The sequence below is a fragment of the Streptantibioticus ferralitis genome, assembly GCF_029223525.1.
Lineage (GTDB): Bacteria > Actinomycetota > Actinomycetes > Streptomycetales > Streptomycetaceae > Streptantibioticus_A > Streptantibioticus_A ferralitis.
The window spans coordinates 178,230-191,143 of the sequence record NZ_JARHTQ010000012.1 but is presented as its reverse complement, the minus strand read 5'-3'; the positions used below and the strand labels follow the sequence as shown (position 1 = coordinate 191,143).

General features: G+C 70.7%; 11 protein-coding genes. 7 read left to right on the top strand and 4 right to left on the bottom strand.

The genetic code is table 11. The features are described from left to right. Nucleotides 1–36 precede the first annotated feature (36 nt). The 3 genes from P2L57_RS20180 (at nucleotide 37) to P2L57_RS20170 (ending at nucleotide 5,128) form a co-directional block, all read left to right on the top strand. Nucleotides 37–1,440 carry a dihydrolipoyl dehydrogenase family protein gene (locus tag P2L57_RS20180; RefSeq protein WP_275816455.1) on the top strand — a complete coding sequence of 468 codons (1,404 nt, stop codon included), beginning with the start codon at nucleotides 37–39 and terminating at the stop codon, nucleotides 1,438–1,440. Between the two features lie 178 nt (nucleotides 1,441–1,618). After that, the gene (locus P2L57_RS20175) at nucleotides 1,619–3,238 is read left to right on the top strand and encodes a succinic semialdehyde dehydrogenase (RefSeq protein WP_275816453.1); all 1,620 of its coding nucleotides are present in this window, start codon (nucleotides 1,619–1,621) and stop codon (nucleotides 3,236–3,238) included. 93 nt (nucleotides 3,239–3,331) lie between these two features. Next, nucleotides 3,332–5,128, top strand: coding sequence for a GMC oxidoreductase (locus P2L57_RS20170; protein WP_372515797.1), 1,797 nt, complete (start codon nucleotides 3,332–3,334; stop codon nucleotides 5,126–5,128). A gap of 58 nt (nucleotides 5,129–5,186) precedes the next feature. Here P2L57_RS20170 and P2L57_RS20165 read toward each other — a convergent pair whose 3' ends face one another. Continuing rightward, nucleotides 5,187–6,194: an LAETG motif-containing sortase-dependent surface protein gene (locus P2L57_RS20165; protein ID WP_275816449.1), complete on the bottom strand. Its 1,008-nt coding sequence runs from the start codon at nucleotides 6,192–6,194 to the stop codon at nucleotides 5,187–5,189. A 671-nt stretch (nucleotides 6,195–6,865) separates the two neighbouring features. Beyond that, entirely contained in the window at nucleotides 6,866–7,153 is a 288-nt protein-coding gene (locus P2L57_RS20160) for a chorismate mutase (RefSeq protein ID WP_372515795.1), read from the bottom strand. A gap of 517 nt (nucleotides 7,154–7,670) precedes the next feature. Here P2L57_RS20160 and guaA point away from each other — a divergent pair. The 4 genes from guaA to P2L57_RS20140 all read left to right on the top strand — a co-directional run bounded on the left by guaA (nucleotide 7,671) and on the right by P2L57_RS20140 (nucleotide 11,425). Continuing rightward, the gene (gene guaA / locus P2L57_RS20155) at nucleotides 7,671–9,260 is read left to right on the top strand and encodes a glutamine-hydrolyzing GMP synthase (RefSeq protein WP_275816445.1); all 1,590 of its coding nucleotides are present in this window, start codon (nucleotides 7,671–7,673) and stop codon (nucleotides 9,258–9,260) included. A gap of 111 nt (nucleotides 9,261–9,371) precedes the next feature. Next, a complete protein-coding gene (locus P2L57_RS20150) occupies nucleotides 9,372–9,980 on the top strand; it encodes a Uma2 family endonuclease (protein ID WP_372515794.1) in 609 nt (202 codons plus the stop codon). A 41-nt stretch (nucleotides 9,981–10,021) separates the two neighbouring features. Beyond that, nucleotides 10,022–10,816 (top strand): class II aldolase/adducin family protein, encoded by a 795-nt coding sequence (locus P2L57_RS20145; RefSeq protein ID WP_275816443.1) that lies wholly within the window; start codon nucleotides 10,022–10,024, stop codon nucleotides 10,814–10,816. Between the two features lie 99 nt (nucleotides 10,817–10,915). After that, the gene (locus P2L57_RS20140; RefSeq protein ID WP_275816441.1) at nucleotides 10,916–11,425 is read left to right on the top strand and encodes a DoxX family protein; all 510 of its coding nucleotides are present in this window, start codon (nucleotides 10,916–10,918) and stop codon (nucleotides 11,423–11,425) included. On the opposite strand, the gene P2L57_RS20135 is transcribed toward P2L57_RS20140, so the two are convergent. Together P2L57_RS20135 and P2L57_RS20130 are read right to left on the bottom strand one after the other, a co-directional pair. Continuing rightward, nucleotides 11,388–11,612, bottom strand: a complete 225-nt coding sequence (locus tag P2L57_RS20135) for a hypothetical protein (RefSeq protein WP_275816439.1) — start codon at nucleotides 11,610–11,612, stop codon at nucleotides 11,388–11,390. The two genes, P2L57_RS20140 and P2L57_RS20135, sit on opposite strands and share 38 nt — an antisense overlap. Next, nucleotides 11,596–12,900 carry a PspC domain-containing protein gene (locus P2L57_RS20130; protein WP_275816437.1) on the bottom strand — a complete coding sequence of 435 codons (1,305 nt, stop codon included), beginning with the start codon at nucleotides 12,898–12,900 and terminating at the stop codon, nucleotides 11,596–11,598. Before P2L57_RS20130 ends, P2L57_RS20135 begins: the two co-directional genes overlap by 17 nt. Nucleotides 12,901–12,914 lie beyond the last annotated feature (14 nt).

Below are 12,914 nucleotides of genomic sequence, written 5' to 3'. Positions count from 1 at the left end.
GCCGTTCGCGCTCATCCGGTACGCGAGGAGGACCCCATGGCTGCGGTCCGTGCGGACACCGCCGATGTCGTCGTCGTGGGGCTCGGCCCCGGCGGGGAGGAGGCGGCCGGGCGGCTGGCCGAGGCCGGGCTCGATGTGGCGGGGGTGGAAGAGGGGCTGGTCGGCGGCGAGTGCCCGTACTACGGCTGTATTCCCTCCAAGATCATGGTGCGTTCGGCCGGTCTGCTGGCCGAAGGGCGGCGGATTGCGGGGCATGCCGGCACCGTGATGGTGCATCCGGACTGGCGGCCGGCGGCCCGTGCGGTGCGCGGGGCCACCTCCGACTGGGACGACAAGATCGCCGTGGACCGGCTGGTCGGGCGCGGCGTGCGGTTCCTGCGCGGTTCCGGGCGGCTCACCGCCCGTGACGAGGTGACCGTCGCGGACACCGACGGCAACGAGATCGCGGTGCGTGCCCGGCAGGCGATCGTGCTGGCGGTCGGCAGCGAGCCCGCCATTCCGCCCATCCCGGGACTGGCCAGGACGCCGTACTGGACGAACCGGGAAGCGATCCGCGCGGAGGAGCCGCCGCGTTCGCTGCTGGTGCTCGGCGGCGGGTCGGTCGGGCTTGAACTCGGCCAGGCCTTCTGCCGGTTCGGCACCCCGGTCACGGTGGTCGAGGGCATGCAGCGGCTGCTGCCGCGCGAGGAGCCGGAGGCGCACGAACTGCTGCTGAAGGTGCTGACGGAGGACGGCATCGAGGTGCACACCAGCGCCCGGGTCGGGTCGGTGGAATACCGGGACCGCTCCGGCTTCACCGCCTACTGCGAGCGCGGTGAACGGCTGGCCGCCGAACGGTTGCTGGTGGCGACCGGACGGCGCAGCGACCTGATCAGGCTGGGGGCGCTGGCCATCGACGTCGACGACGAGGCGGCCGCGCTGCCGGTCGACGAGCGGCTGCGGGTGGCGCCGCCCGTCGGCGGTCGGCCCGGGATCTGGGCGCTGGGCGATGTGACGGGCAAGGGCGCCTACACCCACATGTCGATGTACCAGGCGGATGTGGTGGTGCGCGGCATCCTCGGCGAGGGCGGCCCACCCGCCTCCTACCACGCGGTGCCGCGCGTGACGTTCACCGATCCGGAGATCGGCGCGGTCGGGCTGACCGAGTGGGAGGCGCGTGAGCGCGAACTGGTGGTGCGGACCGGCTACGCGGATCTGTCCGCGAGCGCCCGCGGCCGAACGCACCAGATCGGCAACGACGGCTTCGTCAAGCTGGTCGCGGACATGCTCAGCGGTGTGCTGGTCGGCGGCACCACCGCCGGGCCGTACGGCGGGGAGGTGCTGGGCGCCCTGTCGGTGGCGGTGCACGCCCGCGTTCCGCTGACGGTGCTGCGCGAGCAGATCTGGGCGTATCCGACGTTCCACCGGGCGATCGGTGACGCACTGCGACAGATCGGATAGCGGCCGGGTTGCCCGCTCCCGCCCGGCTGTAAGGCATTACGCCAGCGATTGCTGGCGGCACTGTGGCTGAGCAGTGCCGCTCACTCACGGGAGCCGGCCCCCGGCCCGCTGAGTCGAACGGCAAAATCCGGTTACCGCCGGGTACACAAAACCCCGTGTCGGCCGTAGTGTCGCCGCCATGACGGACGCGCAGGACATTTCCGCGAAGCCCCAGCAGACATCCGGTAACCCGGTCGCCCCCGCGGGAGCCCGCGGTCCCGGCGATGTGGTCACCCCCGAACTGGTCGCCCGGCTCACCCAGGGCGTCACCGGCAGCGGTCGCACCGCCAACCACACGCCCTTCACCGGCGAGCGGCTCGCCGAGCTGCCGGAGTCGAGCCCCGAGGACGTCACCGCCGCCTTCGAGGCGGCCCGAGAGGCGCAGCGCGGGTGGGCCGCCGTACCGGTACGGCAGCGCGCGGCCGTGCTGCTGCGCTTCCACGACCTCGTTCTCCAGCGCCAGTCAGAGGTGCTCGACCTCATCCAGGTGGAGACCGGCAAGACCCGGCTGCACGCCCACGAAGAGGTCCAGGCCGTCGCCGTCGCCGCCCGGCACTACGGCCGCAAGGCCCCCGCCTATCTGCGGCCCAAGGGGCACACCGGCGTCGTGCCCACCCTCACCAAGGTCACCGAACTGCGCCAGCCGCGCGGTGTGGTGGGCCAGATCGCGCCCTGGAACTACCCCTTCGAGCTGTCCGTCGGCGACGCGCTGCCCGCGTTCGTGGCGGGCAACGCCGTCGTCATGAAGCCCGACACCGAGACCGCGCTGACCGCCCTGTGGGCCCGTGAGCAGCTCATCGAGGCCGGACTGCCGCCCGCCGTATGGCAGGTGGTGATCGGTGAGGGCCCGGTCGTCGGCCCCGCCGTCGTGGACCAGGCCGACTACGTGTCCTTCACCGGTTCCACCCGCACCGGCCGCGACGTCGCCCAGCGCGCGGCGGCCCGGCTGGTCGGCTGCTCCCTCGAACTCGGTGGCAAGAACGCCATGTTGGTGCTGCACGACGCCGATCTGGACAAGGCGGCCGAGGGCGCGATCCGCGCGTGCTTCGCCTCGGCGGGGCAACTGTGCATATCCATCGAGCGGTTGTACGTGCACTCCTCGATCGCCGGGCCGTTCCTGGAGAAGTTCGCCGCGCGCACCCGTGCGCTGCGCCTCGGTAAGGGGCTGGCGTACGGGGCGGAGATGGGATCCCTGGTGGGGGAGCGGCAGTTGGAGACGGTCACCCGGCATGTCGAGGAGGCGGTCGGCAAGGGTGCCACGGTCCTCGCGGGCGGCCGTCCGCGGCCGGACATCGGCCCGCTGTTCTACGAGCCGACCATCCTGGACGGTGTGCAGCCGCCCATGGCGGTGTGCACCGAGGAGACCTTCGGCCCGGTGGTCTCCGTCTACCGCTTCGACGACGAGGACGACGCGATCGCCCGCGCCAACGCCACGCCCTACGGCCTCAACGCCAGCGTCTGGACCAAGGACGCCCGGCGTGGCCGGGCCGTCGCCGCCCGGCTGCGTTCCGGGACCGTCAATGTCAACGAGGGGTACGCGGCGGCGTACGGCAGCGTGCAGTCACCGATGGGCGGTATGAAGGACTCCGGTCTCGGCCGCAGGCACGGCTCCGAGGGCATCCTCAAGTACACCGAGCCGCAGACGGTGGCCACTCAGCGCATCCTGCCGATGGGCCCGTCCTTCGGTATGGACGACGAGAAGTACGCGGCGTTCATGAACCGCAGCTTGGCCGTGATGAAACGCCTGCGGCTGCGCTGAGGGGGAGCGGGACGCGGCTTCTCCTTCGGGGGCCTGCGGCCCCCGAACCCCCGCTGCTTTGCCTCAAATCACCATTCTGGAAGGACGGTTCGGGTGAGCGTGAGCGAGGACCCTCACTCCTACGACGTGATCGTGGTCGGATCCGGATTCGGCGGGTCCGTGGCCGCGCTGAGGCTGACCGAGAAGGGGTATCGGGTGGGCGTCCTCGAAGCGGGGCGCCGCTTCACCCGGGAGACGCTGCCGAAGACGTCCTGGTCCGTCCGTGACTACCTGTGGGCCCCGGCCCTGGGCCTCTACGGCATCCAGCGCATCCATCTGCTGGGCAGCGTGCTGGTGCTGGCGGGCGCCGGGGTCGGCGGCGGTTCGCTGAACTACGCCAACACCCTCTACGTACCGCCGGAGCCGTTCTTCGCCGACCGCCAGTGGGCCCACATCACCGACTGGCAGCAGGAGTTGGCGCCCTACTACGACCAGGCCAAGAAGATGCTGGGGGTGCGGCTGAACCCCACGCTCACCCCCTCCGACGTCCATCTGAAGGCCACCGCCGAGAAGATGGGCGTGGCGGACACCTTCCACCTGGCGCCGGTCGGGGTGTTCTTCGGGGACGGTGCGGACGCCGGGGGCATGGCGCCGGTACGGCCGGGGGAGGAGGTCTCCGATCCGTACTTCGGCGGTGCGGGGCCGTCCCGCCGGGCGTGTGTGGAGTGCGGGGAGTGCATGACCGGCTGCCGCCACGGGGCCAAGAACATGCTCACCGAGAACTATCTCCACCTGGCCGAGAAGTCCGGTGCCGTCATCCACCCGATGACCACCGTCGTCGGCCTGTCCGAGGACCCCGACCACGGCGGCTACCGGGTCGCCACCGTACCCACCGACCAGCGGCGCAACGCCGCACCGCAAGTGCTGCGGGCCCCGCAGGTCGTCCTCGCCGCCGGTACCTACGGCACACAGACCCTGCTGCACACCATGCGTGACCGCGGTGAACTGCCCCGGATATCCACCAGGTTGGGCGAGCTGACCCGCACCAACTCCGAGGCGCTGGTGGGCGCCCAGACCACCGACCGCCGGTACCGCACGGCGCACGCCGCCGAACGCGCGGACTTCACCCAGGGCGTGGCCATCACCTCCTCGATCCACCCGAACGACACCACCCACATCGAACCGGTCCGCTACGGCAAGGGATCGAACGCGATGGGCGCGCTCTCCGTGCTCCAGGTGCCGTACGGGGGCCGACTGCCGCGTTGGCTGTCCTACTTGACCAACAGCGTCAAGCATCCGACGCTGACCGTGCGTTCGCTGTCCAACCGCCGCTGGTCGGAACGGACCATCATCGGCCTGGTGATGCAGACCCACGACAACTCCCTGACGACGTACCGGAAGCGGAAGGGCCTGGGGAAGGGGCTGCTGACGGCACGGCAGGGCCATGGCACGCCCAACCCCACGTACATCCCCGAGGGCGCGCAGGCAGCCCGGGTGCTTGCCGCGGAGATCAACGGCTTCGCGGGCAGCAGCGTCGGGGAGATCATGGACACCCCGATGACCGCGCACTTCCTCGGCGGCTGCCCGATCGGCGCGGACCCGGAGCACGGCGTGATCGACGCGTACCACCGGCTGTACGGCTACCCGGGCATCCATGTGGTGGACGGCTCGGCGGTGTCCGCGAACCTCGGGGTGAACCCCTCGCTGACCATCACCGCGCAGGCCGAGCGCGCGATGTCGCTGTGGCCCAACAAGGGAGAGCCGGACCCGCGTCCGGCGCAGTGCGAGGGCTATGTGCGCCTCTCGCCGGTGGCGCCGTGCCAACCGGCCGTGCCGAAGGACGCGTTCGCGGCGCTGGTGCTGCCCGTGCTCCCGGTGCCGCAGGTGCCGCCGAAGTCCTCGAAGCCCTGAAGACGCGGCAGGACCCGCACCTCCCGGCGAGGTGCGGGTCCTGGTGTGTGACGGTCCGTCAGACGGTCGAGCCGCTCTTACGGCGCCGTACGACGAACACCGCACCCGCACCGAGCGCCACGGCGGCCGCACCGGCTCCGGCGAGCGCGGGCAGCGCGGACGACGCACCGGTGTGCGCCAGCGTGCCGCCGGTCGTGCTGTCCGTGGACGTCGCCGAGGCGGGCACCACCTGGTTGGCGCTGTCCTTCTGCGAGTTGTCCGGGGCGGTCTTCGGGGCCGGGACCGGGGCCTCGCCGCCGGTCTGCGGCTGCGGCGTGGAGCCGGTGGTGTCGGTGCCCGGCGCCACGATCTGGATCTTGTAGGCGGCGGCGCTGGTGGCCACGCAGTTGTACTGCTTGTCGAGGTAGAACCCGGCGCCGAGGGTCAGGCCCTTGCCGATCGGGGCGTTCTTCTTGACCTCGATGCGCATCGGCACGTTGAAGTGGGTGTGCGCGGGCAGCGTGCCCCAGCCGAAGTAGCCGACGGAGTGGCCGGAGCCGTCCGAGACGTCCTTCCACTGCTTGCTGCTCGGGTGGTACGCCTGCAGCTCGACCTGGCTGGTGGAGAACGCCTTGGCTTCCTTCGCGACCGGGCCGACGCCCGCGAAGAGGTTGATCCGCGCGACATCGGTCGACGACGGGTTGTCCACCTTCAGCGTGAAGGTGTGCCAGCCGCTGCCCGTCGCGATCTTGCCCGGCAGGCCGGTGATCGCGGTGTGGACGGCGGCCTGGTACTTCGGGTTCTCGACCACGCACACGCCCGGGGTCGGCGGCTTCGTGCCCTGGGTGCTCGTCGGCACGGAGCCGGAGCCGGTGCTCGGCGTCGGGACGGCCGCGGAGGGGGCGGTGGACGGCGTACCGGAGGTGGTCGCAGTGGTCGACGGCGCGGAGCTCGTCGAGGAGGCGCCAGGGGCGCTTGAGGCGGGCGCGGCGGTGTCGGCGGCGAACGCGGACGGCGCGGACATGAGCGCGGCGGGGGCGATGGCTGCGGTCGTGGCAACCGCCACCAGGGCGCGGCGAAGCTTCATGAGACCTCGTCTAGGTCAGAAAGAGATGAGAGGCCGTCGCGGTGGTGGGGGGTGGCTCGCGGTGCGGCAGGCGCTGATCGTAAGGCCGTGTGGAGGCCGTGTGGCCGGGGATTTCACAGCCGGTGCACAGCCGCTTCCGGGGTGGGGATGGCGTAAGTGATGGAATCCGGGCAGTTGCCCACACCCGTGATGCTTTTTCAGTGATCAACGTCACAGTGGGGCGCTTGCGGTAGGGTGCATCGCGTACCGCCCAGCGGAGCGTTTTTCCTGCTCCGCAGAGCGGTCGGCCCCAAGCGTCCTCGGGACCGACCGCCTGTTTTTCAGTTAGGCAACCGGGCTGCTGTCCCCTGCTGACCGGTCACCGGTACCGGGGCGAGGTCCCACGACGTACAACCCAGGTACGTCTCATCGCCCCGGTGAATCCACCCAGCTGCGCCTGGGCGGTCTCCACGCGTGGTAACTACTACTCCCGACCGCACCTGGCTGGAACGGACACCGGGTCCAACGAACCGCCCCGTGGGCGGTCACGCGCCGTACGGGTGATGTCCGAAAGGGCGCGGCGCGTCCTTTCGGCCTGGGCTTCCTGCGTGCTCCGGGTGCGCTGTTCGTGCGCGGGCGCGCCGGGGCTGTTCTCCCGCCCCCACGCCTGAGGCGCGCCCCGCGAAGGCGCGTCAGGCGCGGCCCCGGCACAGTTCCAGCACCGTCATCGCCAGTGCGGTGCCCGGCTTGCCCAGGGCGCCGCTGTAGTGGTTGATGACCTCCATCTCGCGGGACAGATGCACCCGTCGTCCGCCCGAGGCGATACGGGCCCGTTGGATCTGCTCCGACATGGTGATGCGCTCGGCCAGCAGGCCGATGATGCGGTGGTCCAGCGCGTCGATCCGCTCCCGCGCGTCGCTGATCAGCTCCGCCGCATGGTCGCTCGCGGCTCCGGTGTCCACTGTGTGCCGTGTGCTCATGTCCGTTTCGCTCCTCGGGCGAGTGCCCCGGAGTTCGGAACCGGTACGGAAACGACAGGCGCCCCGGACCGAAACCGGTCCGGGGCGCCTGTTGGTGTCTGTGATTCGCTCAGACAGCACGACCATGGCAGCCGGACCAGCCGGTGCCATAGGTAAACGCGAAGTGCGTACTGCTGTGCATAGAACCATTATGCCCGCCCCCCGCCCCCCACGCACCCGGACCGCACTCCTGCAGCGCGCACCCCCAAGCGGGCCGGGGACGCAGCCTTGAGCGGGCCGGGGTGAAGCCCTGAGGGCGCCGGGGGCGTAAGCCCCAAGGGGGCCGGGGCGAAGCCCTGAGGGGGGCCGGGCGCAGCCCCCTGAATCCCGCACCGGCGCGCAGCCCAAGGGGCGCGGCCCCCGATGGGGTGCAGGGGGGAGCCCCCTGGGGGCGTTCGTTCCCACAGCGGGAGGCGTTGCTCGTGGCGACGGTAGAATCGGAAACCGATCCCTTGTAGAAACCGCCGGAAGGCCGCCCGTGGCATCAGCTAGCCCAGCCCCTGCCGACACTGTCCTGGTAGTCGACTTCGGGGCGCAGTACGCCCAGCTCATCGCCCGACGCGTCCGCGAGGCCCGGGTCTACAGCGAGATCGTGCCCAGCACGATGCCGGTCAGCGAGATGCTGGCGAAGAAGCCGAAGGCGATCATCCTGTCCGGCGGACCGTCGTCCGTCTACGAGGAGGGCGCGCCGTCCATCGACGGCGCCCTGTTCGAGGCGGGCGTCCCGGTCTTCGGCATGTGCTACGGCTTCCAGCTGATGGCCGTCACCCTCGGCGGCACGGTCGACAACAACGGCCGCCGCGAGTACGGCGGCACCCCGCTGCACGTCAACCGGCACGGCGCCAACTCCACCCTGTTCGAGGGCACGCCCGCCGAGCAGTCGGTGTGGATGTCGCACGGCGACGCCTGCTCCGCCGCGCCGGAGGGCTTCACCGTCACCGGCTCCACCGACGGCGTCCCGGTCGCCGCCTTCGAGGACGACGAGCGCAGGCTGTACGGCGTCCAGTACCACCCCGAGGTCATGCACTCCACGCACGGCCAGCAGGTGCTTGAGCACTTCCTCTACCGCGGCGCGGGCCTGGAGCCCACCTGGACGACGCACAACGTCGTCGAGGAGCAGATCGCCACCATCCGCGAGCAGGTCGGCGACAAGCGGGTCATCTGCGGGCTGTCCGGCGGTGTGGACTCCGCGGTCGCCGCCGCCCTGGTGCAGAAGGCCGTCGGCTCCCAGCTCACCTGTGTCTTCGTCGACCACGGCCTGCTGCGCAAGGGCGAGGCCGAGCAGGTCGAGAAGGACTTCGTGGCCGCCACCGGCGTCCAGCTGAAGGTGGTCGACGCACAGGAGCGCTTCCTGATCGCGCTCGCCGGGAAGACCGACCCGGAGGAGAAGCGCAAGATCATCGGCCGGGAGTTCATCCGGGTCTTCGAGCAGGCCGCCTCCGAGGTCGTCGCCGACGCGGGCGCGCACGGCGAGGCCGTGGAGTTCCTGGTCCAGGGCACGCTCTACCCGGACGTCGTGGAGTCCGGCGGCGGCACCGGCACCGCCAACATCAAGTCGCACCACAACGTCGGCGGCCTGCCCGAGGACCTGCAGTTCCGGTTGGTCGAGCCGCTGCGCAAGCTGTTCAAGGACGAGGTCCGCAAGGTCGGCGAGGAGCTCGGCCTGCCGTCCGAGATCGTCTGGCGCCAGCCGTTCCCCGGCCCCGGCCTGGGCATCCGGATCATCGGCGAGGTCACCCGCGACCGTCTGGACCTGCTGCGCGACGCCGACGCGATCGCCCGCGAGGAGCTGACCGCCGCCGGTCTCGACCGCGACATCTGGCAGTGCCCGGTGGTCCTGCTGGCGGACGTCCGCTCCGTCGGCGTCCAGGGCGACGGCCGCACCTACGGCCACCCGGTCGTGCTGCGCCCGGTGTCCTCCGAGGACGCGATGACCGCCGACTGGTCGCGGCTGCCGTACGACGTACTGGCGAAGATCTCCACCCGGATCACCAACGAGGTACGCGATGTCAACCGCGTCGTCCTCGACGTGACCAGCAAGCCCCCGGGCACCATCGAGTGGGAGTGACCTCACCGCCCACTCGAACACGTCAACGACGCGTGCCGCCGCTCATACGTATGAGTGGCGGCACCGTCGTTTCCGCTCGGTACGCTGTCCGTACGGTGCAGGATCCCGTCCATGGGAGGAACCATGACCGCCGAACCGCTGCCCGCCACCGCCTCGTCGTGGCCTGAGCCGCCGCGTGACGGCTACACCGTGGATGACCTGTTCACTCTGCCCGACCTCCCGCCGCACACCGAGTTGATCGACGGGAGCCTGGTCTTCGTGAGCCCGCAGCGGGATTTTCATTCCCTGATGTTGACCTTGCTGGAGAATGGCCTGCGCAGGACGGTCCCTGAGCACCTGCGGGTGCGGCGGGAGATGGCCATCGTGCTGAGCAACCGCACCGCTCCCGAACCCGATGTGCTGGTGCTGAAGGCCGAAGCTGTCACTGGGCGGCGGCAGACCCGCTACGAGGCGAAGGACGTCGTGCTCGCGGTCGAGGTCGTCTCACCGGACTCGGAGGAGCGGGACCGGGACACCAAGCCGCACAAGTACGCGCAGGCGGGCATCCCGCACTTCTGGCGGGTGGAGATGACTGGCGAGAAGGACCTCCCGGTGGTCTACGTCTACGAACTGGACCCGGTTACCAGGACCTACGTCGTCACCGGCATCCACCACGACCACCTCAAGGTCGGTGTCCCCTTCACCATCGACATCGACCTCACCGAGATCGACCACCTGTAAGACCCTGGCCATGCGCTGTACCTCGCGGTAACTTCCGCCCCATGAGCGAAAAGACGCCGCCGCAGCCCATACCCACGGACCAGCTCCAGTTCGCGCTTCCGCCGACGTTCGACAACGTCGAGGACGAGCGCCAGTACCGCAAGGAGCGGCTCGCCGCCGCGCTGCGGCTCTTCGGGCGGTTCGGTTTCGAGGAAGGCGTAGCCGGTCACATCACCGCCCGGGACCCGGAGTTCACCGATCACTTCTGGGTCAACCCGTTCGCGATGTCCTTCAAGCACATCACGGTCAGCGACCTGATCCTGGTCAACCACTCCGGGCAGGTCGTCGAGGGCCGCCACCACGTCAACCAGGCCGCGTTCGCGATCCATTCGCAGGTCCACCAGGCGCGCCCGGACGTCGTCGCGGCCGCGCACAGCCACTCCACCTACGGCCGGACGCTGTCCGCGCTCGGTGAGCTGCTGGAGCCGATCACCCAGGACGTCTGCGCCTTCTTCGAGGACCACACGCTGTTCGACGACTACACGGGCGTGGTCGTTGACGAGGAGGAGGGCCGCCGGATCGCGGCGGCGCTCGGCCCGCACAAGGCGGTGATCCTGCGCAACCACGGGCTGTTGACCGTGGGCGACTCGGTGGACGCGGCCGCCTGGTGGTTCATCACCATGGAGCGCTCCTGCCAGGTGCAGCTCACCGCGAAGGCGGCGGGCAAGCCGGTGCCGATCAGCCATGAGAACGCGGTACGCACCCGCGAACAGCTCGGCAACGATCTCGTCGCCTGGATCAACTACCAGCCGCTGTACCAGCAGATCACCCGCAGCGAGCCCGATCTGTTCGGCTGAGTCCTCGACGGGCCCGCACAGGAACTCGACGCGGTGTTGAGCGCGAGCCGTCCGGCCCGCGTACCTGTGTGTGGGAACCGACGGAGAGGCGGGAAAGCGATGTCTGGTGCGGATGCGACGACGCTCGGGTCGTACGGGGCGTGGCGGGCCAATCTGGCCCGCCACGCGCTGCTACCGCTACGGGTCTTCCTGGGCGTGACCTTCATCTACGCAGGCTTCGACAAGCTCGCCCATCCGTCGTTCTTCTCCGTCGGCGGCCCCAACTCCCTGGTGACCACGCTGCACGCGGTGCGCGACAGCTCCGCGATACCGGCGCTGGTGGACCTGGCGCTGAGGAACCCGAGCGGATTCGGCCATGCCATCGCCTTCGGTGAACTCGCCGTCGGACTGGGTATGTTGTTCGGCCTGCTGGCCCGGATCGCCGCGGTGGGCGGTGCGTTGATCTCGCTGAGCCTGTGGCTGACGGTGAGCTGGTCGAGCACGCCGTACTACTACGGCAACGATCTTCCGTATCTCATGGCGTGGCTGCCGCTGGTGCTGGCCGGGGCGCCGGTGCTGTCTCTGGACGCGCTCATCGCACGGCGCCGGAACCGGCGGACCGCCTCCTGACCGATCGGGTCACCGCCCGCGTCAACCCGGTCAACAGCAGCCCGATCCCCAGCGCGGGCAGCGCCAGTACCGGCCGCGGATGCCAGGCCCCGGCCGCGTCCAGTCCGAACCCGGTCGCGATCCCGAGGCAGACCAGGCCCGCCACCAGCGTCGCCGGTTCGAAGCGCCGTTCACGATTCCGTGCCACGCAGCACCACCGCCTCTCCCACGCCGACCTTCAGGTTGAGCGTGATCTTCCCGCTCGACGTCCTGCCCGCGAGCGGGCCCAGTGTCACCGAACGGTTCATGCCGGGGTGCACGTCCACATTGTGCGGGCCGGGCTCGTCGGGGAACCGGATGTCGCCCAGTCCCACATTGGCGTGCACGTCCACCGTGGCGTCCTCGGGCACCCGTACCCGCAGCTGCCCGGCGCCGATGTCCAGCGACGTCGCGGTCGTACCGCCCTTGAGGTTGAGCCCGGTCAGGTCCAAGGTCCCCTGGCCCGCGCCGAGTTGGTAGCTGGGCCGCACCTGCGCGGCCGTCGCCGGGCGCCAGTTCTCGCGGTGCCAGTCCGTTCCGACCGACTTCGGCAGCGAGGCCGCGCCCACCAGCAGTACGCAGCTGAGCGTCGCCCAGAAGATCGTGCCGCGGCCCGGGTGCCCTCGGAAGGCGCCGATCACCAGGCAGAGGCCGAACACGCCGAGCGCGCTGACCAGACCGATCTCCATGATCGTGCCCAGTGGATGGTGCCGCCAGGACAGCGCGGTACCGGCGGTGGCCGCGAGGGCGGCGAGGCAGAACGCCCCCAGGCCGAACCCTGACCGCTCGCGCCGCTCCCCGGGTGCCCGGGACGCGCCCTTCGCCGAGGGCGCCGACCACTTCTCGTACCCCCCGTGGTCCCCGTCGTCCGGACCCCACAGATAACCGGTGGCACCGGCGGCGTAGGCCCTCGACTCACGCCACCACGACGGCGTCTGGGCGGGCGGCGGCTGCGCCGCGGGCGGGGCGTCGGACACCTGGCCGGAGGCGGCCGCGAAGGCCTCGCCGTCCGCTCCGGCCCGGGCCAGCGTCGCTCGCCGCCGGGTCGACCAGTAGACCGCCCCCACCAGCGCGGCCACCAGGCAGATGGAGAACGCCTGGCTGTCCCCGTTGTCCATGGTGGACAGGAACAACCCCGAGCCGACCAGCGCGAACAGCAGCGCGGTCAGCGCGGTCCCCTCGATCCGGCCGGAGAGCAGCCGGTGCAGCTCGGTCTCGTCCTCACCCTGCGTCGGGATCAGCAGCCACCCGATGCCGTACGCGATCAGGCCGACGCCGCCGGTCAGGGCGAGCACGGTGAACACCACCCGGAAGATCACCGGGTCCATGCGGAAGTACCGGCCGAGGCCGCCGCACACTCCGCCGATGACTTTCTGGCGGCGGCTGCGCGTCAGCCCCTTGCGCAGGCCCCGCCCGAGCGCGTCGGGCGCCTCGTCCCGCGGGTCGTCGTCTGTCATGCGCTCCATGGTGC

What these genes read in the sequence shown, in the direction of transcription:
- P2L57_RS20180 (WP_275816455.1), top strand. Translation starts at nt 37, where the DNA reads ATGGCTGCGGTCCGTGCGGACACCGCCGATGTCGTCGTCGTGGGGCTC.
- P2L57_RS20150 (WP_372515794.1), top strand. Translation starts at nt 9,372, where the DNA reads ATGGGAGGAACCATGACCGCCGAACCGCTGCCCGCCACCGCCTCGTCG.
- P2L57_RS20130 (WP_275816437.1), bottom strand. Translation starts at nt 12,900, where the DNA reads ATGACAGACGACGACCCGCGGGACGAGGCGCCCGACGCGCTCGGGCGG.
- P2L57_RS20160 (WP_372515795.1), bottom strand. Translation starts at nt 7,153, where the DNA reads ATGAGCACACGGCACACAGTGGACACCGGAGCCGCGAGCGACCATGCG.
- P2L57_RS20140 (WP_275816441.1), top strand. Translation starts at nt 10,916, where the DNA reads ATGTCTGGTGCGGATGCGACGACGCTCGGGTCGTACGGGGCGTGGCGG.
- P2L57_RS20175 (WP_275816453.1), top strand. Translation starts at nt 1,619, where the DNA reads ATGACGGACGCGCAGGACATTTCCGCGAAGCCCCAGCAGACATCCGGT.
- P2L57_RS20145 (WP_275816443.1), top strand. Translation starts at nt 10,022, where the DNA reads ATGAGCGAAAAGACGCCGCCGCAGCCCATACCCACGGACCAGCTCCAG.
- P2L57_RS20165 (WP_275816449.1), bottom strand. Translation starts at nt 6,194, where the DNA reads ATGAAGCTTCGCCGCGCCCTGGTGGCGGTTGCCACGACCGCAGCCATC.